Annotated in this window: 21 protein-coding genes; 17 read left to right on the top strand and 4 right to left on the bottom strand. The window is 65.4% G+C overall.

Translation table 11 applies throughout. The features are described 5' to 3' along the window. Positions 1–23 precede the first annotated feature (23 nt). The 6 genes from ACLV74_RS01820 (at position 24) to ACLV74_RS01795 (ending at position 6579) form a co-directional block, all read left to right on the top strand. Entirely contained in the window at positions 24–491 is a 468-nt protein-coding gene (locus tag ACLV74_RS01820; protein ID WP_411877656.1) for a DUF1348 family protein, read from the top strand. A gap of 144 nt (positions 492–635) precedes the next feature. Continuing rightward, positions 636–1160: a hypothetical protein gene (locus tag ACLV74_RS01815; protein WP_411877655.1), complete on the top strand. Its 525-nt coding sequence runs from the start codon at positions 636–638 to the stop codon at positions 1158–1160. Beyond that, positions 1157–2413, top strand: a complete 1257-nt coding sequence (locus ACLV74_RS01810; protein ID WP_411877654.1) for an Hsp70 family protein — start codon at positions 1157–1159, stop codon at positions 2411–2413. The genes ACLV74_RS01815 and ACLV74_RS01810 overlap by 4 nt, the downstream gene beginning before the upstream one ends. Before the next feature lie 178 nt (positions 2414–2591). Further along, positions 2592–4745, top strand: coding sequence for a TonB-dependent receptor domain-containing protein (locus ACLV74_RS01805; RefSeq protein WP_411877653.1), 2154 nt, complete (start codon positions 2592–2594; stop codon positions 4743–4745). 140 nt (positions 4746–4885) lie between these two features. Then, positions 4886–5224 carry a helix-turn-helix domain-containing protein gene (locus tag ACLV74_RS01800; protein WP_411877652.1) on the top strand — a complete coding sequence of 113 codons (339 nt, stop codon included), beginning with the start codon at positions 4886–4888 and terminating at the stop codon, positions 5222–5224. 2 nt (positions 5225–5226) lie between these two features. Then, positions 5227–6579: a type II toxin-antitoxin system HipA family toxin gene (locus tag ACLV74_RS01795; RefSeq protein WP_411877651.1), complete on the top strand. Its 1353-nt coding sequence runs from the start codon at positions 5227–5229 to the stop codon at positions 6577–6579. On the opposite strand, the gene ACLV74_RS01790 is transcribed toward ACLV74_RS01795, so the two are convergent. Next, complete coding sequence (locus tag ACLV74_RS01790; protein WP_411877650.1) at positions 6576–7352, bottom strand: glutathione peroxidase; 777 nt, start codon at positions 7350–7352, stop codon at positions 6576–6578. The two genes, ACLV74_RS01795 and ACLV74_RS01790, sit on opposite strands and share 4 nt — an antisense overlap. Positions 7353–7591: 239 nt before the next feature. On the opposite strand from ACLV74_RS01790, the gene ACLV74_RS01785 reads away from it, so the two are divergent. Together ACLV74_RS01785 and ACLV74_RS01780 are read left to right on the top strand one after the other, a co-directional pair. After that, positions 7592–8347 (top strand): DNA-formamidopyrimidine glycosylase family protein, encoded by a 756-nt coding sequence (locus ACLV74_RS01785; RefSeq protein ID WP_411877649.1) that lies wholly within the window; start codon positions 7592–7594, stop codon positions 8345–8347. Positions 8348–8413: 66 nt separating this feature from the next. Further along, the gene (locus ACLV74_RS01780; protein ID WP_411877648.1) at positions 8414–8872 is read left to right on the top strand and encodes a DUF2721 domain-containing protein; all 459 of its coding nucleotides are present in this window, start codon (positions 8414–8416) and stop codon (positions 8870–8872) included. Between the two features lie 154 nt (positions 8873–9026). On the opposite strand, the gene ACLV74_RS01775 is transcribed toward ACLV74_RS01780, so the two are convergent. Further along, positions 9027–10649: a 4-hydroxyphenylacetate 3-hydroxylase family protein gene (locus ACLV74_RS01775; RefSeq protein ID WP_411877647.1), complete on the bottom strand. Its 1623-nt coding sequence runs from the start codon at positions 10647–10649 to the stop codon at positions 9027–9029. Between the two features lie 126 nt (positions 10650–10775). Here ACLV74_RS01775 and ACLV74_RS01770 point away from each other — a divergent pair, with 126 nt between their 5' ends. The 5 genes from ACLV74_RS01770 (at position 10776) to ACLV74_RS01750 (ending at position 16222) form a co-directional block, all read left to right on the top strand. Further along, positions 10776–11399 carry a TetR/AcrR family transcriptional regulator gene (locus tag ACLV74_RS01770; protein ID WP_411877646.1) on the top strand — a complete coding sequence of 208 codons (624 nt, stop codon included), beginning with the start codon at positions 10776–10778 and terminating at the stop codon, positions 11397–11399. Between the two features lie 35 nt (positions 11400–11434). Beyond that, complete coding sequence (locus tag ACLV74_RS01765) at positions 11435–12055, top strand: isochorismatase family protein (protein WP_411877645.1); 621 nt, start codon at positions 11435–11437, stop codon at positions 12053–12055. A gap of 167 nt (positions 12056–12222) precedes the next feature. Further along, positions 12223–13065, top strand: coding sequence for a DMT family transporter (locus ACLV74_RS01760; RefSeq protein WP_411877644.1), 843 nt, complete (start codon positions 12223–12225; stop codon positions 13063–13065). A gap of 216 nt (positions 13066–13281) precedes the next feature. After that, positions 13282–14259, top strand: coding sequence for an MDR family oxidoreductase (locus ACLV74_RS01755; RefSeq protein WP_411877643.1), 978 nt, complete (start codon positions 13282–13284; stop codon positions 14257–14259). Positions 14260–14305: 46 nt separating this feature from the next. Then, positions 14306–16222, top strand: a complete 1917-nt coding sequence (locus tag ACLV74_RS01750; protein WP_411877642.1) for a propionate--CoA ligase — start codon at positions 14306–14308, stop codon at positions 16220–16222. Here ACLV74_RS01750 and ACLV74_RS01745 read toward each other — a convergent pair. Further along, positions 16219–16614, bottom strand: coding sequence for a hypothetical protein (locus ACLV74_RS01745; RefSeq protein WP_411877641.1), 396 nt, complete (start codon positions 16612–16614; stop codon positions 16219–16221). The two genes, ACLV74_RS01750 and ACLV74_RS01745, sit on opposite strands and share 4 nt — an antisense overlap. Positions 16615–16854: 240 nt before the next feature. On the opposite strand from ACLV74_RS01745, the gene ACLV74_RS01740 reads away from it, so the two are divergent. The 3 genes from ACLV74_RS01740 to ACLV74_RS01730 all read left to right on the top strand — a co-directional run bounded on the left by ACLV74_RS01740 (position 16855) and on the right by ACLV74_RS01730 (position 20587). Next, on the top strand, positions 16855–17319 hold the full coding sequence (locus tag ACLV74_RS01740; RefSeq protein ID WP_411877640.1) for a (2Fe-2S)-binding protein: 465 nt from the start codon (positions 16855–16857) through the stop codon (positions 17317–17319). An 11-nt stretch (positions 17320–17330) separates the two neighbouring features. Further along, positions 17331–19481 carry a molybdopterin cofactor-binding domain-containing protein gene (locus ACLV74_RS01735; protein WP_411877639.1) on the top strand — a complete coding sequence of 717 codons (2151 nt, stop codon included), beginning with the start codon at positions 17331–17333 and terminating at the stop codon, positions 19479–19481. 62 nt (positions 19482–19543) lie between these two features. Then, on the top strand, positions 19544–20587 hold the full coding sequence (locus ACLV74_RS01730) for an XdhC family protein (RefSeq protein ID WP_411877638.1): 1044 nt from the start codon (positions 19544–19546) through the stop codon (positions 20585–20587). On the opposite strand, the gene ACLV74_RS01725 is transcribed toward ACLV74_RS01730, so the two are convergent. After that, positions 20584–22755, bottom strand: coding sequence for a hypothetical protein (locus ACLV74_RS01725; protein WP_411877637.1), 2172 nt, complete (start codon positions 22753–22755; stop codon positions 20584–20586). The genes ACLV74_RS01730 and ACLV74_RS01725 overlap by 4 nt on opposite strands. Before the next feature lie 63 nt (positions 22756–22818). On the opposite strand from ACLV74_RS01725, the gene ACLV74_RS01720 reads away from it, so the two are divergent. Continuing rightward, positions 22819–23835, top strand: a complete 1017-nt coding sequence (locus ACLV74_RS01720; protein ID WP_411877636.1) for a glycosyltransferase — start codon at positions 22819–22821, stop codon at positions 23833–23835. Positions 23836–23848 lie beyond the last annotated feature (13 nt).

Below are 23848 nucleotides of genomic sequence, written 5' to 3'. Positions count from 1 at the left end.
TCACTCTCACCCAAAGGACAGACATGGAAACCCGGCCGCCCCTCCCGCCTTTCACCCGCGACACCGCCGTGCAAAAAGTCCGCGCCGCCGAAGACGGCTGGAACACGCGCGACCCGCAGCGCGTGTCGCTGGCCTACACGGCGCAAAGCCGCTGGCGCAACCGCGCCGAATTCATCACCGGCCGCGAGGAAATCGTGGGCCTGCTGTCGCGCAAATGGGCGCGCGAGCTGGACTACCGCCTCATCAAGGAGCTGTGGGCCTTTGCCGGCAACCGCATCGCCGTGCGTTTTGCCTACGAGTGGCATGACGACGCGGGCAACTGGTTCCGCTCCTACGGCAATGAGAACTGGGAGTTCGATGAAAACGGCCTGATGGCGGTGCGCCACGCCAGCATCAACGACCTGCCGATCAAGGAAGCCGACCGCAAGTTCCACTGGCCGCTGGGCCGCCGTCCCGACGACCACCCGAGCCTGAGCGACCTCGGAATGTGAGGGTTTGCGGGGAGTCTGTGAGGGGTTTTCGGGCGGGCTGTAAAATCCGTGTCCCCATGCGCACCGTGTTGTTTGAAGGCGGTGCGTGACCCTGATGAATATGCCCCGGCCGCCGCCGGGGCGCCCGACCCGAGTGATCGCGCTTTGACTGACTCCCACACCCCGACGGCCGGCCCGGCCGACGTATCCCCCCACGACGACCAGCCCACCCTCCAGGAGCCGCGGCTTTGGCGCGGCGACGGCTGGACGGCCAAGGTCATCAAGAACGAAGACGACGACGGCTGGGCCGTCGCGATGATCAAGGACGGCGAGCCCGAGCCCGCGCTGGTCGGCCCCTGGACCATGGGCCGCGACAAGAAAAATCCCAAGCCGCTCGATGGTCCCGCCTTCAGCACGCTGGTCAAGACGGCTTCGGAGTTCGTGCGCCGGCACGAGCAGCAGTTGCACGCCACGCTGCACCAGAGCATCACCGTGACCGCCAATGCGGCGCGCGTCACCGTCTCGCTGGACATCATTCCCGATGAGGACAACCCGCACGGCCTTCTCAGCGCCGCCGACGAGACCGGCGAGCAGCTGGCGCAGGTGCGCGTGGCGCCGTCCTTCAAGCTCAACCGCGCCAGCGCCGTGGCCTGGGCAGAAAACGGCTTCGCCAAGCCGGCCGGCCGGTGAGCGGCGCCCCGGCCTGCGGGATCGACTTCGGCACCTCCAATTCGACGGCGGGCTGGAGCCGGCCCGGGCTCCCGGCGCTGTTGCCGCTGGAAGGCGACAAGGCCACGCTGCCTTCGGTGGTGTTTTTCCATGCGGAGGATGAACACGTCAGCTACGGCCGCGCGGCGCTGGCCGACTACCTGGCGGGCTATGAAGGGCGCTTGATGCGCTCGCTCAAAAGCCTGCTGGGCACGTCCATGATCGACGACCACACCGAAGTCGCCGGCCGCGCGCTGCCGTTTCGCGTGCTGCTGGCGCAGTTCATCGGCGAACTCAAGCGCCGTGCCGAAAAATCCGCCGAAAAGTCTTTCACCCAGGCGGTGCTGGGCCGCCCGGTGTTTTTTGTGGATGACGACCCCAAGGCCGACAAGAAGGCCGAAAACACGCTGGCCGAGATCGCGCATGCGGTCGGCCTGAAAGATATCGCCTTCCAGTACGAGCCGATCGCGGCCGCATTTGACTACGAGTCGCACATCCGGCGCGAAGAGCTGGTGCTGGTGGTGGACATTGGCGGCGGCACCTCGGACTTCGCGCTGGTGCGCCTGTCGCCCGAGCGCGCGCAAAAGGCCGAGCGGCGTGACGACATACTGGCCAGCGGCGGCGTGCACATAGGCGGCACCGACTTCGACAAATACCTGAGCTTGGCCAGCGTGATGCCCACGCTGGGCCTGGGCAGCCGGCTGGTGAGCGGGCTGGAAGTGCCGTCGGCCCAGTACTTCAACCTCGCAACCTGGCATACCATCAACCAGGTCTACAGCAAAAAATCCTGGGCGCAGATCAGCGACATCCGCCGAAGCGCGGTCGACAAGGACAAGCTGGACCGCCTGCAGAACCTGGTGCGCGAACGCGCCGGGCACTGGCTGGCCATGCAGGTCGAGGCGGCCAAGATCGCGCTGTCCGATGCACCCGAAGCCGTCATGGACCTGGGGCGTATCGCCCCAGGCGAGACGCTCACCTTGCACCGCGCCGATTTCGACGGCGCCATCGGCGAGCTTGTGGACACGGTGTCGCGCACCGTCTTGGCGCTGCTCAAGGATGCGGGCGTCAATGGGGATGACATCGACACCGTGTTTTTCACCGGTGGCTCCAGCGGCGTGCCCTTGCTGCGCGAGCAGATTTCCGCGCTGCTGCCCCAGGCGCGCAGCGTGGAGGGCGACCGCTTCGGCAGCATCGGCGCCGGGCTGGCGCTGGACGCGGTGCGCAAGTTCGGTTGAGGGCGTCTTGCTCCCTCTCCCTTTGGGGGAGGGCGGGGGTGAGGGCGGCGGCGATCAAATTTATTCAGCCGGTTTTTGCGGCTTCGGCCTACAGCCGCGCGGTGGCAAGCACCACATTGGCACGCTACGATGGCTCGGCCTGTCCACCGCCCAGCTTGCCAACGGAATCCGTACGCTCATGCCCCACCGCCTCCGCACCGCAGCCTTTCCTGTCTTGCTGAGGCCCGCGCCGCTGCTGATGGTCCTGATGCCGTGGATGAGTGCCGTGGCGCCGGCCCAGTCGCTGGCGCCGGTCACCGTCACCGCCACGCGCACCGAACTGCCGCCTTTTGAGGTGCCGGCATCGGTCGACGTGATTGACGGTGAGCGGCTTCGCGCAGACGGCCGCGCGCAACTGAACCTCTCGGAAAGCCTGGCGCTCACGCCCGGCGTGCTGGCGCGCGACCGGCAAAACCAGGCGCAGGACCTGCAGCTGTCGGTGCGCGGTTTCGGCGCGCGCTCCACCTTCGGGGTGCGCGGCGTGCGCATTTATGTTGACGGCATCCCGGCCACCATGCCCGACGGCCAGGGCCAGCTCTCCCACATCGACCTGGGATCGGCCGGCCGGGTGGAGGTCTTGCGCGGGCCGTTTTCGGCGCTCTACGGCAATTCGTCGGGCGGCGTGGTGCAGGTGTTCACCGAGCAAGGCCAGGGCCCGCTCACGTTGACGCCCAGCCTTGCCTGGGGCAGCGACGGCTTTTACCGGAGCGGCCTGAAAGCCACGGGCAGCAGTGGCTCACTGGGCTACACCCTGAATGCCAGCCGCTTTGGCAGCGACGGCTTCCGCGCGCACAGCGCGGCGCAGCGCGACCTTGCCAATGCGCGCCTCGACTGGCAACTCGCCAACGGCGGGCAATTCACGCTGGTGGCCAACCACGTGGATTCGCGCGCCGATGACCCGCTGGGACTGAGCCGCACGCAGTTCGACACCGCGCCGCAAGGCGCCGATCCTTCGGCCACCCAGTTCAACACGCGAAAAACCGTGCGCCAGACCCAGCTGGGCCTGGTCTACGAGCAACCGCTGGGCGGCGGCAACCGGCTGCGCGCCATGGTCTACCAGGGCCAGCGCGCCACGGTGCAATACCAGGCGATCCCGGTGGCGGCGCAACTCAGCCCGCTGCATCCAGGCGGCGTGATCGACCTGAACCGCTCCTATGGCGGCGCGGACGTGCGCGTGACCGCGCAGACACACCTGGGTGAGCTGCCGCTGGAGCTGGTGGCGGGCCTGGCCTACGACAGCCTGCGCGAACACCGCCTGGGCTACCAGAACTTCAGCGGGTCCGCACTGGGTGTGCAGGGCGCATTGCGCCGCGACGAGGACAACCGCGTCAGCAGCCTGGACCCTTATGCCCAGGCCACCCTCAAGCTTGCGCCGCGCTGGACGCTGCACGGGGGCCTGCGCCGAAGCACGGTGCGCTTTGACTCGGCCGACCACTATGTGACCGGGCCCAACGGCGACGACAGCGGCGGCGCGCGCTACAGCGCCACCTTGCCGGTGGCGGGCCTGCTGTACGCACCCGCGGACGATCTGCGCCTGTACGCCACGGCGGGCAAGGGCTTTGAAACCCCGACACTGAATGAAACCGCCTACCGCCCCGACGGCTCGACAGGGCTCAACCTGGGCTTGAAGCCTTCGCGCAGCAACAACCTGGAGGCGGGCGCCAAATGGCGCACGCCGGCCGGCACGTCCACGCATCTGGAGTGGAGCGCGGCCGTCTTCCAGACTGCCACGCAGGACGAAATCGTCAGCCAGACCAATGTGGGCGGGCGCAGCACCTTCCAGAACGCAGGCGCCACCCGGCGGCGCGGGCTGGAGTTGGCCTCCAGCCTGGCCTTGCCCGGCGACTGGCTGGTGCAGCTTTCCTACACCTGGCTGGACGCGCGCTACCGCGATGCATTTTTGACCTGCGCGGCCACGCCTTGCGCCACACCCAATGTGGCGGTGCCGGCCGGCAACCGCATTCCCGGCATTGCGCGCACAGCCCTGGCGCTGGAAGCCGGCTGGCGCCCGGCGCGGGGATGGCGCGGCGGTGTGGAGGCCCGTTACCTGGGCAGCGTTCCCGTCAACGACCTCAATTCGGACGCCGCCGCTTCGTTTGCCGTCGCGGCGGCGCATGTAGGCTATGCGCTGGAGGCCGGCGGCTGGAAGTTTCTGGGCACGGTGCGGCTGGACAACCTGTTTGACAAAAAATATGCGGGCTCCGTTATCGTCAACGAAGGCAATGGCCGTTACTTCGAACCCGCCGCCGGGCGGACCTGGCTGCTGTCGCTGACGGGCAGCTACGCGTTTTAGTGCCTTCGGCGGCGGGTTTGGGCTTCTACTGAAGTTTATTAAACTATCTATTTTTTCTAAAAATATAGTCTAGTATTTGCAGTAATTGCAAAAATCAATACAATAGTATTGTTAATTCTTAAAATGATATTTTTATATCTATGAAAACACTCTCTGCCATCGCCAACCAGCTGGAAGATGAGCGGCGGCGTTTGATGCTGGACTACCAGGCCCTGGCCCAAAGAACGGGCCTTACGCCGCTGTCCGTGCGCAACATCCTGCAGGGCCGGACCGCGCCGCGCGTCACCACGCTGATGGCAATCGCCGACCAGCTGGGCCTGGAGCTGCTGCTACTGCCCAAGGTCGTGGCAACGGGCTTGCAGGCCCACAGCGTCGAAGAGGCCGCGCCGCCCGCCTTGTCGCGGGTGGACCGCATCGTGGCTGAGACCTCGCAGCTCGCCGCCGCCGCGGCCGGCGGAAAGAAAACCAAAGGCGTTTGACGATGAACGTCCTGGCGCTGGATATCTACCTGGGGCCTTTGCGCGCGGGGCTGCTGTTCCAGTACGGTACGGGCAGCACGGCGCTCACGCGCTTCATTCCCGATGAGGCCTTCTGGTCCAACCCGGCGTCGCCGGTGTTTTCCTGGGCCGCCACGGACGACGATGCGCAGCGCCGTGAGATCTTCTGGCGCAGCTACGTGAACACGCCTTTCTTCAATGCCGAAGGCGGGCGCCTGCCGGCCTTCTTCCAGAACCTCCTGCCCGAAGGGCCGCTGCGCCGCCACCTCGAACAGTTGCGCGGCTGCGGCCCCAACGACCACTTCGACATGCTGGCTGCCTGCGGCACCGATCTGCCGGGCAATGTCTATGCCTGGCCCGCGCACCTCGATGCCCAGGCACTGGCGGGCGTGGTCACCCAGCACCATGACGCGCTCGAAATGTCCGTCAGCGCCGACCCTCTGCCCGACGCGACCTCGCTGTCCGGCGTGCAGCCCAAGCTGGCCCTGGTGCAGCAAGGGGGCCGCTACGTGGCGCGCACCCGCGACGCGCAGGGCACGCACATCATCGCCAAGCTGCCCACGACGGAGTTCGCGCTCCTGCCCGAGGTGGAAGAGTTGTCGCTGCGCCTGGCGCAGGCCGCGGGCGTGGACGTCTGCGAGGCCTGGCTGGCACCCATGGAGGACATCGTGGCCGAGCAGCCTTTTGTGCTCGGCGAAAGCCGGCACTTCCTGGCGGTCAAGCGCTTTGACCGCGGGCCCGAAGGGCACATCCACTGCGAAGACTTCGCGCAGATCCTGCGCATCCAGCCCGAAGAAAAGTACACCCATCCGGCCGCCAGCTATGCCGCCATGGCCAGGACGCTGCGCGAAGGCATGAGCCTGCCGGCCCCGGAAGGCGAGGGCGCGGCGGAAGAACTGATACGCCGCGTGATGGTCAACGAGATGCTGGGCAACTATGACGCCCACGTCAAGAATTTCGGCGTGCTTTACCGCGACGGCCGCACGCCTGAACTGTCTCCGGCCTATGACGTCGTCGCCTATGCGGCCTACCTGGGCGGGCGCGGCCATGCGCTGCGCTTTGTGCCCGGCGGGGAAAAGCAGGCCAGGCTCACGGCCCAGACACTGCGCAGCTTCTGCAACGCGACCGGCATGTTCGAAACGCGCGTGCGCGGCGTGCTCAATGAAGCGGTGGGAAAGGCCTGCGAGTCATGGCCGCGGATGATTGCCGCGAGCAGCCTGCTGGAGCGGCAAAAGCAGAACCTGCTCAAGCACTTTGAGGCTTGCGATGCGGTGCTCAGCTGGCGGGCCCGGCGCGCGCCGGGTGCCAGGCGCAGGGCGCAAAGCACCGGGTCTTAACTGAGAAACTGTTGCGTCGATGCGGGCTCGGCCATCGACTGCGACTCCTTGAGCCAGGCCTCCAAAGCTTCAGACCCGCCGATTTTTTTGCCGCCCGCAAACACCTGCGGCGCCGTCCCGGCACCGGCCACCGCCTGCAGCGTGCTGGTGGTGATGCCATGGCCCAGCGTGATCTCTTCATACGTCAGGCCCGCCTCGTCCAGCATGGCCCGGGCTTTGGCGCAAAACGGGCAGCCCGGTTTGCTGAAGAGGGTGATGGGTTCGGGCGCCACGGCGTCCGGGGCCACGTACTTGAGCATGGTGTCGGCATCCGAGACCTCAAACGGGTCGCCTTCCTTCTCGGGCTCGATGAACATCTTCTCGATCAGGCCGTCCCGCACCAGCATCGAGTAACGCCAGGAGCGCTTGCCGAAGCCGAGGTCGCTCTTGTCGACCAGCATGCCCATGCCTTTGGAAAAATCACCGTTGCCGTCGGGAATCAGGGTGATGTTGCCGGCCTCCTGCGCTTTCCCCCATTCGTTCATCACAAAGGCATCGTTCACCGAAAAGCACACGACGTCGTCGATGCCGTGGGCCTTGAAGGTTTTGGCCAGCGCGTTGAAACGCGGCAGGTGGGTGGACGAGCAGGTGGGCGTGTAAGCGCCGGGCAGCGAGAACACCACGACGTTCTTGCCGGCGAACAGGTCGGCGCTTTTGACGTCGACCCATTGTTCGTCTTGCCGTGTTTTGAAAGTGACATCAGGGACGCGCTGTCCCTCGTTGTTGGAGAGCATGGGAAGTCCTTTTGGTGAAGCGCTGCACCCGCGGATGGCGGTTCGCGCCCGTGCATTCATTGTGCGGACCGTTGGATGCTCAAGGCTGTCGGACAGCGACGACATTGCTGTAGGGCAATCCCACCTGCGCGGCAGCTTACGCACCGTCAGGCCGGCCCGGTTTCGGCCCACAGGCCCGGCACCTCCCGCATTCCAGAATCTCCCGACGCCCGCCGCTTGCCGGGCGATGGAGGAGCTTAATGCCCGAAGGGCCGTCAATCCAGATTCTCAGGGAACAGGCCGCCGGTTTTGCCGGCAAGGTCGTGCGGCGCGCCGGCGGCAACAGCCGCATCGACACGGCGCGCATGGTGGGCCGGCGCCTGGTGGCGGTGCGCAGCTGGGGCAAGCATTTTTTGCTCGAGTTTGAAGGCTTCGCCGTCCGCATCCATTTGCTGATGTTCGGCAGCTACCGTATCAACGAAGGCAAGGAGGGCGCCTCGCCCCGGCTCAGCCTGGGGTTTGCCGGCGGCAAGGAACTGAACTTCTACACCTGCTCGGTGCGTTATATCGAGGAACCGCTGGACACCGTGTACGACTGGAGCGCCGACGTGCTTTCCGACGCCTGGGATGCCGCGGCCGCCCGCAAGAAGCTGCGCGCCGTGCCCGATACCCTGGTGTGCGATGCCTTGCTGGACCAGACGGTGTTCTCCGGTGTCGGCAACATCATCAAGAATGAGGTGCTGTTTCGCATTCGCGTCCACCCCTTGTCCACTGTGGGCGCCTTGCCCGCGCCCAAGCTGCGGGAACTGGTGGCGCAAGCCCGGCAGTACAGCTTTGATTTCCTCGCCTGGAAAAAAGCCTTTGTGCTCAAGCAGCATTGGCTCGCCCACACCAAAACCATCTGCCCGCGCTGCGACATCCCCTTTGTGAAAGCCCACCTGGGCAAGACGCACAGGCGCAGCTTCTTCTGCGAAAACTGCCAGCAACGCTACGAAGCACCGTTCGAGCTCAGTTAGGGGCCTGCCGCGGCAGGCGGCATGACAAAATGCAGGGTTCTCAACCCCCCGCAGCTGGAGCTCCGCATGAACTTTGCGCCCGACCTCACCACGGTCACCCATGGCATCCAGCTGGCGGTCGCCCCGGTGTTTCTGCTCACGGCCGTCTCCGGCATGATCGCCGCGGTCGCCGGCCGCCTGGCCCGCATCATCGACAGGGCGCGCTTCGTGGAAAACCGGCTGGAAGCCGGCGGCGTGGAAGAAGCTCGCGCGCAGCGCATGTACAGCGAACTGCGCGAGCTTCGCCACCGCGGCTGGCTGGTCAACATCTGCATCGCCTTGCTGACCTTCTGTGCCATCCTGATCGGCAGCACCATCATCCTGCTCTTCCTTGGCGAGACCAGCGAGTTGCCCACGTTGCGGATTGCGACGGTTTGCTTTTTGTCTGGGGTTATTTGCTTTTTGCTGGCTTTGGTTTGTTTTTTGGCCGAGACCTTGCTGGCGACTCGTTTGCTGAAGTTTGCGGAGCCGTCTAGGTCGAGTTGAGATTGTTGGCCGGGTCTTGCGCCGGCCTGCGCGCTCTCCCTCTGTGCTCTTTGCTGAGGGCGGCTGGCCGGGGGGTGCCCGGCGGCAACTCACCTTTCTTTTGGCGAAGCAAAAGAAAGTTACTGGCCGCCGGGCCATTCCCGGCCAGCAGACCTCAGGTAAGGGCACTCCGCCTGGAAGGCAACTGCGCTTCCACCGCCGGCAAATCCACCATCACCGGCTGTCCCGGCGTGGTGCACCCCGTATCGCAACACTTCCCCGGTTGCCGGTTCTTCGTGATGGCACGCTCCGGGTCGTGCGCGACACCACGCTCCAGGATGCGCTCCACCAGCTCGACCTTGCTGCCTATCGGGTAGTTGCGGTAAATCTCCTGCTTCATGGCGGCCGGTGAGCCGCCGCCGTGCAGGCTGATCACGCTGTACCAGCCGCCCTGGTAGCCGGCCGTCAGGTCTTCGATGAAGCGGGCGGTTTCTATGCGCTGCTCGTAAGGCACGTCGGGATTCGCGCGCAGCACTTCCGAGAGTTTGGCGCCGGTCTCGGGGTTGTGGTCTTCGTCGGGGCCGGGCAGGGTGACGATCAGGCCGCCGCTCACATAGTGGGCGATGCGGTGCATGTCGTAGATTTTGGTGGCCAGCAGCAGCTTGCCGATGTTGGAGAACACCGCGTCCGGCATAAAGGTCTTGCTGTGCTCGTCGGCCTTGCCGTAGACGCTGGCCGCCACGCCGCAGGCATAAAAACTTTCGGTGATGGTGATGAGCTCGACCATCTGCTCGCGCAAATGCGTTTCCTTGCCCGGGTCGAAGCCGTTGGCCTCGCACATCAATGCGCCCGCGCCTATCAGCAGGTCGCCGAAACCGGCGCGCGCGCCTATGCAGGTGTGGCGGTGGTGGGTGGCGTAGCTGTAGGTCAGGTGGCCGGTGTGTTCCCATTCGCCGGCATAAAAAACGCTGTCCCAGGGAACGAAGACCTTGTCGAACATCACCACCCCGGTGCTCTGGCCGTATTTGCGGCTGAAGAGCGCGGCGCCGTGCTCAACCTTTTCGCCGGGCCGGCCCGCGGGCCTTGCAATGATGGTGATGCCGGGCGCGTCCACCGGTACCGCGCAGCAGACGGCGAAGTCGGCGTCTTCCTGGCCCATGTTGCGGCAAGGCATGACGAGCAGTTCATGCACGTAAGGCGCGCCGGTCACGATGGCCTTGGTGCCCGAGATGACGATGCCCTTTGCATTGCGCTCGACGACGTGCACATAGCTGTCGACATTGGCCTGCTCGTGCGGGCGTTTGCTGCGGTCGCCCTTGGCGTCGGTCATGGCGATGCCCAGGGTCAGGTCCTGGTCCTGCACGCGGTGCAGGTAGTTGAGGAAGCGGGCCGTGTGCTCAGTGCTGCCCCGGGCGTCGTCGATGCGCGCCGACACCTGGCCGATGGCGTTGAGCGCGTCATGCGTGAGGTAGCGCTGGGCGCAGCCGGTTTCCTGGCAGACCAGGCGCACCGCTTCGAGCTTGTTGAGCAGGTCGCCGCTGCTGGTGTTGATGTGGCTCAGGCGGTTGACGCGCTTGCCGCTGGTGTGCTGCAGCGCCGTCATGACGGGCGCGTACTGCGGCTTGAGGGCGTAGTCGTAGGTCAGCGCGATGGCGTTGATGCCGGGGCCGAAACCGGGCTCGTCGGCCACACTGGCGACCTGCTGGCCATCGAGAAAAATACGGGGCTTGTAGCGGCGCAGCGACTCGCGAAAGTCGTCTCCGGACATCAGGGTGGCGGCTGGGGTGGGGGCATTCATGCTGGTCTCCTGGTGGCTTTTGAGCGGCTGTCAAATATTTGAACAGTGTTCAAAATAAAAAACAAGCGTTAATTTTCACGGATGGCGCAGGGGCTTTCGGGCTCGCTTTGCGCTTACATTTGACCGATGCAAGCCAGACTAGACCGCCAGCAGGCCCAAAGCGATTCGCGCCGCAAGGGGGTGCTGGACGCCGCCCGCCTGGTGTTCGAGCGCCTCGGGATTGAAGGCGCCAGCATCCGCGAGATCGCCAGGGAGGCCGGCTACACCGCCGGCGCCATCTATTCCTATTTCGAGAACAAGGAGGCGATCTACGGCGCCTTGCTGGCCGAGTCGCTGGAGCGCCTGAATGCCGCGGTAGACGCGGCGGGCCAGGACCGCACCGAGCCGGCCGAATTGCTGGAGGCCAAGGCCGGCGCCTGGTTCGGGTTTTTCGCGGCCAACCCGCGCGACCTGGACCTGGGTTTTTACTTGGTGCAGGGCATGCGCCCGCGCGGGCTCACGGCCGAACTGAACTTCCAGCTCAACGACCGCCTGCATGACGCGCTGCGGCCCTGCGAAGCGGCGCTGCAGGCCATGGGCCTGGGCGCCGAAGACGCCTTGCGCGAGAATACGTCCTTGTTCGCCCACGGTGTGGGCCTGCTGCTGCTCCAGCACACCGGCCGCATACGCATGTTCGGCCAGGATGCGACCCTGCTGTTTGACGCCTACCTGATCAGCCTGGTGGAGCGCCTGCAGCGCGCCCCCGCCTGATTCGTTTTCTCTCCCAATTTTTTCCAGGATTTGCCATGCTGCTCGATGCCGACGACTCCCAACTGGTGCTGGTGGACTACCAGTCCCGCCTGATGCCCTCCATTTTTGAAAGCAGCCTGGTGATGGCCAATGCCATCAAGCTGGCCCGCATGGCCCAATTGCTGGAGGTGCCGGTCTGGGGCACCGCAGAGAACCCGGACAAGCTGGGCCCCAACGTGCCCGAGATCCAGGCCGCCATCGCCGACGCCGGCGGCCGCACGCTGGACAAGATGTTTTTCAGCGCCGTCGCCGACGGCCTGCTCGAGCTGCTGCGCCCGCCCGTGCGCCAGCAGCCCGTGCGCGGCAATGCGCGCAGCCTGCCCAAGCATTTGCAAAAACCGGTCGAGCCGGAGCAGGGCAGGAGCACGATCGTCATCGCCGGTTGCGAAGCCCACGTCTGCCTGATGCAGACCGCGCTCGACCTGCTGGAGGAAGACTTTGAAGTCTGGGTCGTCACCGACGCCTGCAGCTCCCGCACCGAACGCAACCGCGACGCCGCCTTCGACCGCCTGGCCGGCAACGGCGCCGAGCTGGTGACGACGGAGATGGTGGCGTTTGAGTGGCTGCGCACGGCCGAGCACGAGGCGTTCAAGGATGTGTTGGGACTCATCAAGTAAGGCCTGGCGCTGACGCTTGAGTGGCTCACTGCGCTTGACGGCATGGACTGGGGTGAGATCCCGGCACGCCGGGTTCAGGCGCATGTTGACGTTGATGGATATTTTTGCAAACGGATAGCAGGCCATGGACGGCGGCATCCCTGAACAAGACGGAGAGGCGCGACCGCATGTCCTTCGCACGCACCGCATCCCTGACCGCCATGGCGATGCTGGCGTTTGCCGCCAACTCGCTGTTGTGCCGCGCTGCGCTCAAACACACGGCCATGGACGCGGCCAGCTTCACCACCTTGCGCCTGGTGTCGGGTGCGCTGATGCTGTGGCTACTGGTGAAATTGAAGTCCGGCGGCACCGGGCGCGGCAGCTGGCTGTCGGGGCTGGCCCTGTTCGTCTACGCTGCGGGTTTTTCTTTTGCCTACAGCAGCTTGCCGGCCGCCAGCGGCGCCTTGCTGCTCTTTGGCGCGGTGCAGGCGACCATGGTCGCGCACGGTGTCTGGGCGGGTGAACGTTTTCGTGGCTGGCAACTTGCCGGCCTGCTGTTGGCCTTCGGTGGATTGGTGGGTTTGCTGTTGCCCGGTCTTTCGGCCCCGCCTTTGTTCGGTGCCGCGCTGATGCTGGCGGCCGGTGTGGCCTGGGGGGTTTATTCCCTGCGCGGCAGGGGGCAAGGTGACCCGGCACGGGTGACCGCGGGAAATTTTCTGCGCGCCGCGCCCATGGCGGTGGTGTTGAGCCTCCTGACGATCAGCCATGTGTCGTTGGATGGCGCCGGCGTTGCGCTGGCCCTGGCCTCGGGTGTCCTGACTTCTGCCGTGGGTTATGTGATCTGGTACGCCGCGCTACCGGCGCTGAAGGCGAGCAGTGCGGCCACGGTGCAACTGAGCGTGCCCGTCATCGCCGCGCTGGGTGGGGTGCTGCTGCTGGGGGAGGCCATCACGTTGCGGTTGGTGCTGGCGTCTGTCGCCATACTGGGCGGCATCGCGCTGGTCATCGTCCAGAAGCACCGGCCGCAATAAACGCCTATGGCCGTTGCCGCCGAACGCCGCCCCTCTTCATGATCAGTGGGCAAGAACGCAAGCGGCTATCAAATAAGCGCAAATACTGCCCGCAGATGCGCCGTCAGCCTGCTGAAAGCCCGTTATCCATAATTAAGAATTCAGTTTTCCTGCTTTTTGCCGCTTTCTGATTCCCTTGGCACTGCCGCCAGGGCCATAACTACCGGAGACAACGCCGTGTTCAAGTCCCTTTTGCTCAGCAAGTCCGACGCCGGCTTTTCAGCCGCCGTGACGGATACCGATGAAGCCCAGCTTCCCGCCGGCGACGTGCTGGTGGCGGTCGAGTACTCCACCCTCAACTACAAGGACGGCCTGGCCATCACCAACAAGGGGCCGGTGGTGCGCAGCTGGCCCATGGTGGCGGGCATTGACGGGGCGGGCACGGTGCTCGAATCCACCCACGCCGGCTGGAAGGCCGGCGACCGTTTTGTGCACAACGGCTGGGGTGTGGGCGAAACGCGCTGGGGCCTGATGGCCGAACGGGCGCGGTTGCAGGGCGACTGGCTGGTGAAGCTGCCGCCGGCCTTCAGCGCGCGCCAGGCCATGGCCATCGGCACGGCCGGCTACACGGCCATGCTCAGCGTGCTGGCGCTGGAGAAAAACGGCATCACGCCGGCCTCGGGCGAGGTGCTGGTGACGGGCGCCACCGGCGGCGTGGGCAGCGTGGCCGTGGCCTTGCTCGGCAAACTGGGCTACACGGTGGTCGCGGCCACCGGCAAGGCCAGCGAAGAGGCCTATCTGAAGCAATTGGGCGCCGGCAGCGTGATCGACCGTGCCGAACTCTCAGCGCCCGGCAAGCCGCTGCAGAAAGAACGCTGGGCCGCGGTGGTGGATGCCGTGGGTTCGCACACGCTGGCCAATGCCTGCGCGCAGACGCGTTACGGCGGCGTGGTGACGGCCTGCGGCCTGGCCCAGGGCGCGGATTTTCCCGCCACGGTGATGCCTTTCATCCTGCGCGGCATCACGCTGGCCGGTATAGACAGCGTGATGGCGCCGCTGGCCAGGCGCCAGCAGGCCTGGGAACGTCTGGCCCAGGACCTGGACCCGGCGAAGCTTGAGGCCATGGTGGAAGAGATTCCGATAGAGAGAGCGGCGGAAAAAGCCGCGGACTTGATCTCGGGCAAGGTGCGCGGCCGCATCGTCGTCAAAATCTGAACAAACAGAACAAGTTACACAACTAAAAAGCACACGGAGACAAGAGATGACAAGCTACGCAGACTTCTACCGCCAGTCCATGGACCAGCCCGAGGCCTTCTGGACCGAGCAGGCCAAACTCATTGACTGGCACAAGCCCTTCACCCGCGTCTGCAACTACGACAATCCGCCCTTCGCCCGCTGGTACGAAGGCGGGCAAACCAACCTCTGCCACAACGCGGTGGACAGGCACCTCAATGACAGGCCCGACCAGGCGGCGCTGATCTACGTCTCCAGCGAAACCGGTGTCGAAAAAACCTACAGCTTCAAGGAGCTGCACGTGGAAGTGCAGCGCATGGCCGCCAGCCTGCTCGCCATGGGCGTGGTCAAGGGCGACCGTGTGCTGATCTACATGCCCATGATTCCCGAGGCCGCCTTTGCCATGCTGGCCTGCGCGCGCATAGGCGCCATCCACTGCGTGGTGTTCGGCGGCTTTGCCAGCGGCTCGCTGGCTTCGCGCATCGACGACGCTGCGCCGCGCGTCATCATCAGCGCGGATGCCGGCTCGCGCGGCGGCAAGGTGACGGCGTACAAGCCCTTGCTCGACGAAGCCATTCGCCTGGCGAAACACCAACCCGAAGCCGTGCTGCTGGTGGACCGCGGCATGGCGCCCATGACTATCGTGGCCGGCCGTGACCTGCATTGGGAGAATTTGCGCGCCAAGTACATGCACGCCCAGGTGCACTGCGAGTGGCTGGACTCCACCGCCATCAGCTACACCATCTACACCAGCGGCACCACCGGCAAACCCAAGGGCGTGCAACGCGACACCGGTGGCTACGCGGTGGCGCTGGCCGCCAGCATGAAGCACATCTTCGACGGCCGCGCCGGCGAAACCTATTTCTCCACCAGCGACATCGGCTGGGTGGTGGGCCACAGCTACATCGTCTACGGCCCGCTGATCGCCGGCATGGCGACCATCATGTACGAGGGCCTGCCCACGCAGGGCATGGACCAGCAGCCCAACGGCGCGATCTGGTGGAGCCTGGTCGAAAAGTACAAGGTCACCGCGCTGTTCAGCGCGCCTACCGCAGTGCGCGTGCTCAAGAAGCAGGACCCGGCCCTGCTCAAAAAGCACGACCTCTCCAGCCTGCGCGCCTTCTACCTGGCCGGCGAGCCGCTCGACGAGCCCACGGCGCGCTGGATCAGCGAGGGCCTGAACGTGCCCATCATCGACAACTACTGGCAGACCGAATCGGGCTGGCCCATCATCACCATTGCCAACGGCGTCGAAAAAAAGCCCAGCAAATTCGGCAGCCCGGGCATTCCCATGTACGGCTACCGCGTCAAGCTGCTGCACGAGTCCACCGGCGAAGAGCTGACCCAGCCTAATGAAAAAGGCGTGGTCGTCATTGAAGGCCCGACGCCGCCCGGCTTCATGCAAACCATCTGGAAAGACGACGCGCGCTTCGTCAACACCTACTGGAAGAGCGTGCCCGGCAAGATGGTTTACAGCACCTTCGACTGGGGCATACGCGACGAAGACGGCTATTACTTCATCCTGGGCCGTACCGACGACGTCATCAACGTGGCGGGCCACCGCCTGGGCACGCGCGAGATCGAGGAAAGCATCTCGGGCCACACGGGCATCGCCGAGGTGGCGGTGATCGGTGTGGCCGACCAGCTGAAAGGCCAGCTCGCCATGGCTTTCGCCGTGCCCAAGGATTCGGGTGTGCTCACCGACAAGGCCGCTGCTATGAAGCTCGAAGGCGAGGTCATGAAACGTGTGGATGGCGACCTGGGTGCCGTCGCCCGGCCGTCGCGGGTTCACTTTGTGTCGGCGTTGCCCAAGACGCGCAGCGGCAAGATGCTGCGCCGCGCGATTCAGGCCGTGTGCGAAGGGCGCGACCCGGGGGATTTGACGACGATGGACGATCCGGCGGCCTTGCAGCAGATTCGGGATCGGGTGGCTGCCAGGCCTTAATAAGAGCGCACTTTCTTGCCGGTAGCGGTACCCAGGTTGGCCGCCGCGATGGCGGCATCCAGCTTGATGGTGGTGCTTCCTATCCTGACCCAGGAATACCAGCTCTTCCTCAGAAGCACTATCCACCATTCCCTCCACTTCCCGTTCACGAGTCTTCTGCGGTATTTGATGTCTACCGAGGTGATGGCCGCCGTGCGTACCAGCAGCCGCGATCCTGACTTCACGGTGCCGTAGCGCTTGTTCACGACGATCTCGCGGCCATTGGCTTTCAGAACGAGTTGAACGTCGTTTTGCTCAATCACCTCGATGAGGTCGGAAAGGCCGGCCGCTTCGGCTGCTTGCGACAGGAAGGCCTGGACTGAATCCCAGAGGGAAGAGAGTTTGTCGATCATGAATGGTTTTACGCCGGAGAGGGATGTGTCCGATGCCGGCCCATAGTGAAGGTCCCGGCTATCTTAGGACATCGCCCGCCCATGTCTCAACTTGAGAAAACTTCTCGACACTTTGTTTCAGGCAAGGGTTTCTACCCAGATACCCCCCAAAGCCCGGTCGTAGCATGGACCGCGCAAGGCCTTCGGGTAGTAGCTGACTGACTTTTGGGGCCCTGCCACATTCAAAAAAGGGGACTCCACATGACAACAAAACTCAACGTGAACGGCCGCGCCGTTTCCGTCAATGCCGAACCCGACACACCCCTCTTGTGGGTGATACGCGATGAGTTGGGCATGACCGGCACCAAGTTCGGCTGTGGCGCTGCGCTGTGCGGCGCCTGTACCGTGCACCTCAACGGCAACCCGGTGCGCTCCTGCCAGACGCCGCTGTCGGCGGCGGCGGGGCAGAAGGTGGCGACGATTGAAAGCCTCTCGCGCAACAACACGCACCCGCTGCAGGTGGCGTGGATCAAGCATGACGTGCCGCAATGCGGCTACTGTCAATCCGGCCAGCTGATGAGCGCGGCCGCCCTGCTCAAGGCCAACAAGAATCCCAGCGATGCGGACATCGACGCCGCGATGAGCGGCAACATCTGCCGCTGCGGCACCTACCCGCGCATCAAGGCGGCGATCAAGGATGCCGCTTCCACCCTGCGCAGCGCCTGAGGAGAACGATCATGAACACCAACACATTGATCGCCAGTGGCGCCACCAGCCGCCGCACTTTCCTCAAGACCTCGTCCGCCGTCACGGGCGGGCTGGTGATGGGCGTCACGCTGGGCCTGCCGCTGGCCACGCAGGCGGCCGGCACCTTGTACACGCCGAATGCCTGGGTGCATATTGCCGACGACAACACCATCACGCTGATCTCGGCGCGTTCCGAGATGGGGCAGGGTGTCTACACCTCCATGCCCATGCTGATCGCGGAAGAGCTCAACGTGGACATCCGCAAGATCAAGGTCGCGATCGCGCCGCCGGGCAAGGTCTACACCAATGCCTTGCTGGGCGCGCAGATCACCGGCGGCTCGACCTCGGTGCGCGACGGCTGGGAAAAGCTGCGCATTGCGGGCGCGCAGGTGCGCACCATGCTGGTCTCGGCCGCGGCGGCGAAATGGAATGTGGATGCCTCCACGCTCAAGGCCGAGAACGGCATGGTGATCGGACCGAACGGCAGGAAAGCGACCTACGGTTCGCTGGCAGAGGCGTCCTCCAAACTGCCGGTGCCGGAAAACGTGGCGCTCAAGGATCCGAAGGATTTCACCGTGGTCGGCAAGCCCACCAAACGGCTGGACACGCCCATGAAGGTCAACGGCACGGCCGAGTTCGGCATCGACGTGAAACTGCCCGGCATGGTCTACGCCAGCCTGGAGCAATGTCCGGTGATAGGCGGCAAGGTCACCAGCTTTGACGCGGCCAAGGCCAAAGCCATGCCCGGCGTGATCGACGTGGTGCAGATCCCGGACGGCGTGGCGGTGGTGGCCGACAGCTACTGGCATGCTTTCAAGGCGCGCCAGGCGCTGACGGTGCAGTGGGACGAAGGCCCGGTCGCGGCCATCAGCAACGCGAGCATGCTGGACGGCATACGCAAGGCGGCCGACAGCGGCAAGCCGATTCCCATCGTGCCGGTGAAGGGCGATGCGGCCGGCGCGATGAAGGGTGCGGCCAAGACGCTGAAGGCGGAATACGTGTCCCCGCTGCTGGCGCATGCCACGCTGGAGCCGATGAACTTCACGGCCGACTACAAAAACGGCAAATGCCTGCTGATAGGCCCGACGCAGTTCCAGCAGGGTGCCGAAGGGGGCGTGGCCGCGGCGCTGGGCATCAAGCCCGAAGACATCACGTTGAAGACGACCTTCCTGGGCGGCGGCTTCGGCCGGCGGCTGGAGGTGGACTTCATCGTCCAGGCGGCGCAGATCTCCAAGGCCGTGGGCAAGCCCGTCAAGCTGCTGTGGAGCCGCGAGGACGACACCACGCACGACTTCTACCGGCCGATGGCCGTCAACCAGCTCGCGGCGGGCCTCGGGGCCGACGGCAAGCCGGTGGCGCTGACTTTCAAGCTGACTTCGCAGTCCATCACGCAGCGCGCCTTCGGCCTGCCCAAGGACACGCTGGATCCCTTCATGGCCGAAGCGGGCGCCATGCCTTACGACATCCCCAACACGCAGTACGACCTGGTGATCCACGACAGCGGGCTGCGCGTGGGCTACTGGCGTTCGGTGAGCCATGCGCTCAATGCCTTTGCCAACGAAAGTTTTGTGGACGAAATGGCGCTGGCCGCGGGCAAGGACCCTTACGCCTACCGCATGTCGCTGCTGGAGAAACAGCCGCGCTTTGCCAATGTGCTGAAACTCGCGGCCGACAAGTCCGGCTGGGGCACGCCGGCGCCGGCCGGCCGCAGCCGCGGCATCGCGCTGATGGAGGGTTACGACACGTATATGGCGCAGGTGGCGGAAATCTCGGTCAAGGACAACCAGGTCACGGTGCACAAAATGACGGTGGTGGCCGACCTGGGCCGCATGGTCAACCCGGACACGGTGCAGGCGCAGATCCAGTCCAGCGTGGTCTTCGGCCTCTCCGCCGCGCTGAACAACCAGATAACGCTGGACAAGGGCCGGGTGCAGCAAACCAATTTCGGCGACTACCCGGTGCTGCGCATGAATGAGTCGCCGGTGATGGACATCACCCTGGTGCCCAGCACCGAGAAACCCGGCGGCATCGGCGAGCCGGCCACGGCGCTGGTGGCGCCGGCGGTGGCCAATGCGGTGTTCGCGGCCACCGGCAAGCGGGTGCGCACGCTGCCGCTGAACGACAACCTGGCGAAGGCCTGATGCGCAGGGGGATTGCCTGGGTGCCGAGGCGGAAATGACCGTGGCCTGCTAGCATTTGCCGCATGGACAACATAGACCTCGAAGTTCTGAAAACCTGCTCGCTGTGGCTGGCCTCGGGCCTGCGCTGCGAGCTGGTCACCGTGCTCAAAACCTGGGGCTCCAGCCCGCGGCCCGAAGGTTCCATGCTGGCCATCTGCGAAGACGGCCGGGTGGTGGGGTCGGTCTCGGGGGGCTGCATTGAAGACGACATGATTGACCGGGCCCGCCGCGAGGGCCTGGACCGCGCGAAGCCGGCCATCGTCACCTACGGTGTCTCGGCCGACGAGGCGCGCCGTTTCGGCCTGCCGTGCGGCGGCACCATCGAGCTGGCGATTGAGCCTTTGACGAACACCAGCGGCATCGATGAGCTGCTGCAGCGCCTGCAGGCCGGCGAGCTGGTGGCGCGCCGGCTGGACCTGCACACCGGCGCCGTCACGCTGGGCACGGCCCAGCCCAGCCAGTCCATGCAGGTGTCCGAGGCCGCGCTGGTGACCTTGCACGGCCCGCGCTGGCGCTTGCTGATCATCGGCGCGGGTCAGCTGTCGCGCTTCGTGGCGCAGATCGCACAAGGCATGGACTACGCGGTGACGGTGTGCGACCCGCGCGAGGAATACCGGGACAGCTGGCAGGTCGAGGGCGTTGAGCTGGCCACCGGCATGCCCGACGACGTGGTGCAGGCCATGAAGCTGGACGCGCGCTGCGCGGTGATAGCCCTCACGCACGACCCCAAGCTGGACGACCTGGCGCTGATGGAGGCGCTGCGCTCCGAGGCCTTTTACGTCGGTGCCATCGGCTCGCGCGTGAACAACCAGCGCCGCCGCGAACGGCTGGCCGAGCACTTCGACATGACGGAAGAAGAACTGGGCAAGCTGCACGGCCCGATAGGAATCTACATCGGCAGCAAGACGCCGCCCGAGATCGCGGTGTCCATCCTGGCCGAACTCACGGCGGTGAAGAACGGCGTCGCCTTGCCGCGCGCCGTAGGCATCGCCGAAGCCAAGGCGCATGCCGGCCTGGCGCCTACGGGTGAGGTGTGCGAGTTGCCCGCCGGCAAGTCCGCGGCCTAAGCCGGGGCCACGTCAAAGGCGGCCGGCGGCAAGCCGGCGCGTGAGCGCTCTGTCATCGTGGTCCAGGCCTTTTCCCAGTCCCGCACGCGCGCGGCCAGGTCAAACAGCGGCGTCATAGCGACAGCTGCCTGGGCCTGCTTGCGCAGGTCCTGCAGCGCATCGGGCTTGCGCCCCAGGCGCACGGCTTCGGCCTGGTAAGCCTCGGCGCTGTCCAGGACGCAGTGCCCCAGGCCAGCGGCGTGCAGCATGCCGCCGCCCATGCGTGAGGCCACGCTGCTGCCCGCGCAGCTGACGGCCGGCACGCCGAGGTGCAAAGCGTCTTCCAGGCCTTGCACGGCGTTGATCCGCAAGCTGTCCAGAAACAGGTCGACGTGCCGCAGGCCGGCCAAGGCCCCGGCCCGTTCCATGCGCGTGGAAAAAAGCAGCCGTGCCGGGCCGACACCAGCCGCTTGAGCTTCCCGCGCCAGGTTGTTTGCCGCCATGCCGCACTGGGGAAGCCATAGCACGGCGTCGGGCAAACCACGCAGGATTTTCATCCACACCGAAAAGCTGTGCGGGTCGAGCAGTGCGGGGGAGAGGGATGAAGCCAGCACCAGCGCGTCCACAGGAAGGCCTGCGTCTTCGCGCGATGTCGCACCACCTGCCGCCTGCGCGCCGGCGCTTGCCAGCCAGCAACTATGCGGCAGGCGGACAAGGGCCGCATCCTGTGAAGGCTCCGCGCCGTCGGGATGGACGTACGGGTCTGAAATGCTGTAGTCCCAATGGCCGGGCACGTGGCGCCGGTAGAGGCCGGGCTGGCGCAACTGCACGGGCGCCACCCGCATGGCCGCAATGTCTTGCCGGCTCCAGGGTGAACCAAAAGCCATCTCGACATACAGGTCCAGCCGATCCAGCCGGATGCGCGCCGCGGCTTCCGCGCCTGTCATGTGGCCGATCTCATTGACGCTTTCCGCATGGGGTAGCAGCAACTCGCCCGGCTGCGGGCCCGGCTGCGGCGTGAAGGCGTAGACATGCATCGCAAAGCGGCTTGCGTCGTGGTGTGCAAGCTGCTGTTCGAGCGCCTGGAGCTGGCGCGCGTCATGAAGGCTTTGCACGGCCAGTCCCACGCGGATGCGGCCGTCCTGCCGGGCCACTGGTTTTCGAAATTCGGCAATGACCGCGGGAGCGGCCTTGAGCCGGGCGTCCATCGCGTTGACGGATTCGCTGCGCATCTGCGCCAGCTCGGCCTCATGCATGCCCAGCAGCAAGCCGTAAAACGGTGTGTCGCCCCAGTTGCGGTTCGAGCCATTGGCGGTATTCTGGGCAAGGGCTTCACGCAGCAATGCGGCGAACCTGTCATTGGTCCGCCAGTCGGCTATCGCCATGTTCCGCACTGCCTGGTCGGTATGGATTTGCAGTGCGTCGAGCGGCTGGGGCGCCAGCTTGCGTGCCCGGCTGGCAGCGCGGTCGTACGCATCGCCTGGGCCGTCGAGTTTCAACAGAAATTCTTCAAGAAGCCGGCGCTCTTCGCTTTGCAGGGTTTTTAATGCGGCGTCCGATTTTTCCAGTTCACCGTGAAAAGCGAGAAGGACGGTGTGGCGTATTTTCAGGTCCTTGTCCAAGGGAAAACTCGCCATGGCGGCGGCGACGGTGTCCAGCGCTTCGGCATAGCGCCGCGCGCCCGAAAGGTATTCAGCCAGGTTGGCATGGTGCGGTGCATGGCCGGGCTGCAGCTCCACGCACTTCCGGGCAAGGCCGATGGCGATGTCCCACTGCGACGAACTCGCCGCCAGGATGCCGACGTTGTTGAGCGAGCGCAGGTGCCCGGGGTCAAGTTGCAAGGCCCTGGCATAGGCGGCATCGGCCTTCGCGAGGTCGCCACAAGCCTCGGCGGCGATGGCGAGGTTGGCTGCACCGTCGGCATCCTGCATCAGAAGGTCTTCCATGGACAGCAATGTCCTGTAGGCGGCCGCGGGCCTGTCAAGCAGGCTGAGCAGCGTGGCACAAGCCGACACGGCATTGACATCCTGCGGGCTCAGCACCAGGGCTTGCTCGAAGGCGAAGAGCGCCTGTTCGAGCCGGCCGGCTGCGTGCAGCTCCGTGCCCCGCGACATCCAGTCGTTGTGATCTCTTGCGCCGCCGTGCCGCGTGAAGTCCTGCTGCGGTGCGCCTGGATTGCTGTCTTGCATGTCGGGATTATGTGGTACCTCGGGCGCCTCACGGTGCCGGCGGCGCGGGGATAATCGGTGGAAATGACTGATTCCATTGCTTCGGCATCGTCTACGACCCTGCACTTGCTTGGGCACTTCAGTGAGCTGTATACCGGCGCCGAAAGGGAGCTGCTGGACCTCAAGCGCCTGCTGGCCGGACGACGGCCGGTGAAGCTCTGGTCGGACGTTCCCGTCAACCCGGCCTATGCCACCGAAGGCATTGCCGCGATTCAACCCTTTGCCCACCAGTTCCCGAAAGACGGCGTGCTGCTGATGGGCGGTGTGCACCTGCAGCCAGGCATGTGGCTCAAATACACGCGGTTCGAGCGGATCATCCTTCTTCACAATCTTTCCAACCAGCGGCAGCTTTTTGCCATCGTCGAAGGTGTGCGCGAAGCAACCGGCCTCGATCCAGACCTCGTTTTTGTTTCAAGGTTGCTGCAACGCAGTGCCGCCTTGCCTGGCCGTGTCATACCCAGCTTGCTGGAACTTGCGCCCTTTCTGGAAGTGGCAGCGGATCGTTTTGGCGAGTCACCCGGTGCCGCAACCGCACCGCGGCCCTTCACCGTCGGACGGGTGAGCCGCGATTTCCTGGACAAGCACCATCCCCACGACCTGGCCCTGTACCGGATGCTGGCGAGCCGGGGCATACGGGTCCGCATCATGGGCGGCACCTGCCTGGCGCCGGGGCTGGACGGGGAGCCGGGCATTGAATTGCTGCCGGCGGGGGCCGAGCCGGTGCCCGCGTTTTACCGTTCGCTGGATGCCATGTTCTACCGCACCGGCATGTTCACCGAGGCCTACGGCCGTGTGGTGCTGGAGGCGATGGGAGCCGGTTTGCCCGTGGTGGCGCACTCGGCCGCCGGCTATGCCGAGGTCATGGAGCACGGGCTCTCGGGATTTTTGATCGAATCCCAGGAGCAGGCTTATGACGCCCTGATGGCGCTGGAAGGCTCGGCCGGACTTCGCCGCCGGATCGGCCTGGCGGCAAGGCAAAAAGCCGTGGAGGTGCATGGCGACGAGGCCACGCAGCGCGACCTGGCTTTTTACCTGCGTTGAACGTGAACGGTTC

The organism is Polaromonas sp. YR568 (assembly GCF_943369415.1).
Lineage (GTDB): Bacteria > Pseudomonadota > Gammaproteobacteria > Burkholderiales > Burkholderiaceae_C > Polaromonas.
The sequence above is the reverse complement of the archived record's forward strand: the minus strand, read 5'-3'. Positions and strand labels throughout refer to the sequence as shown.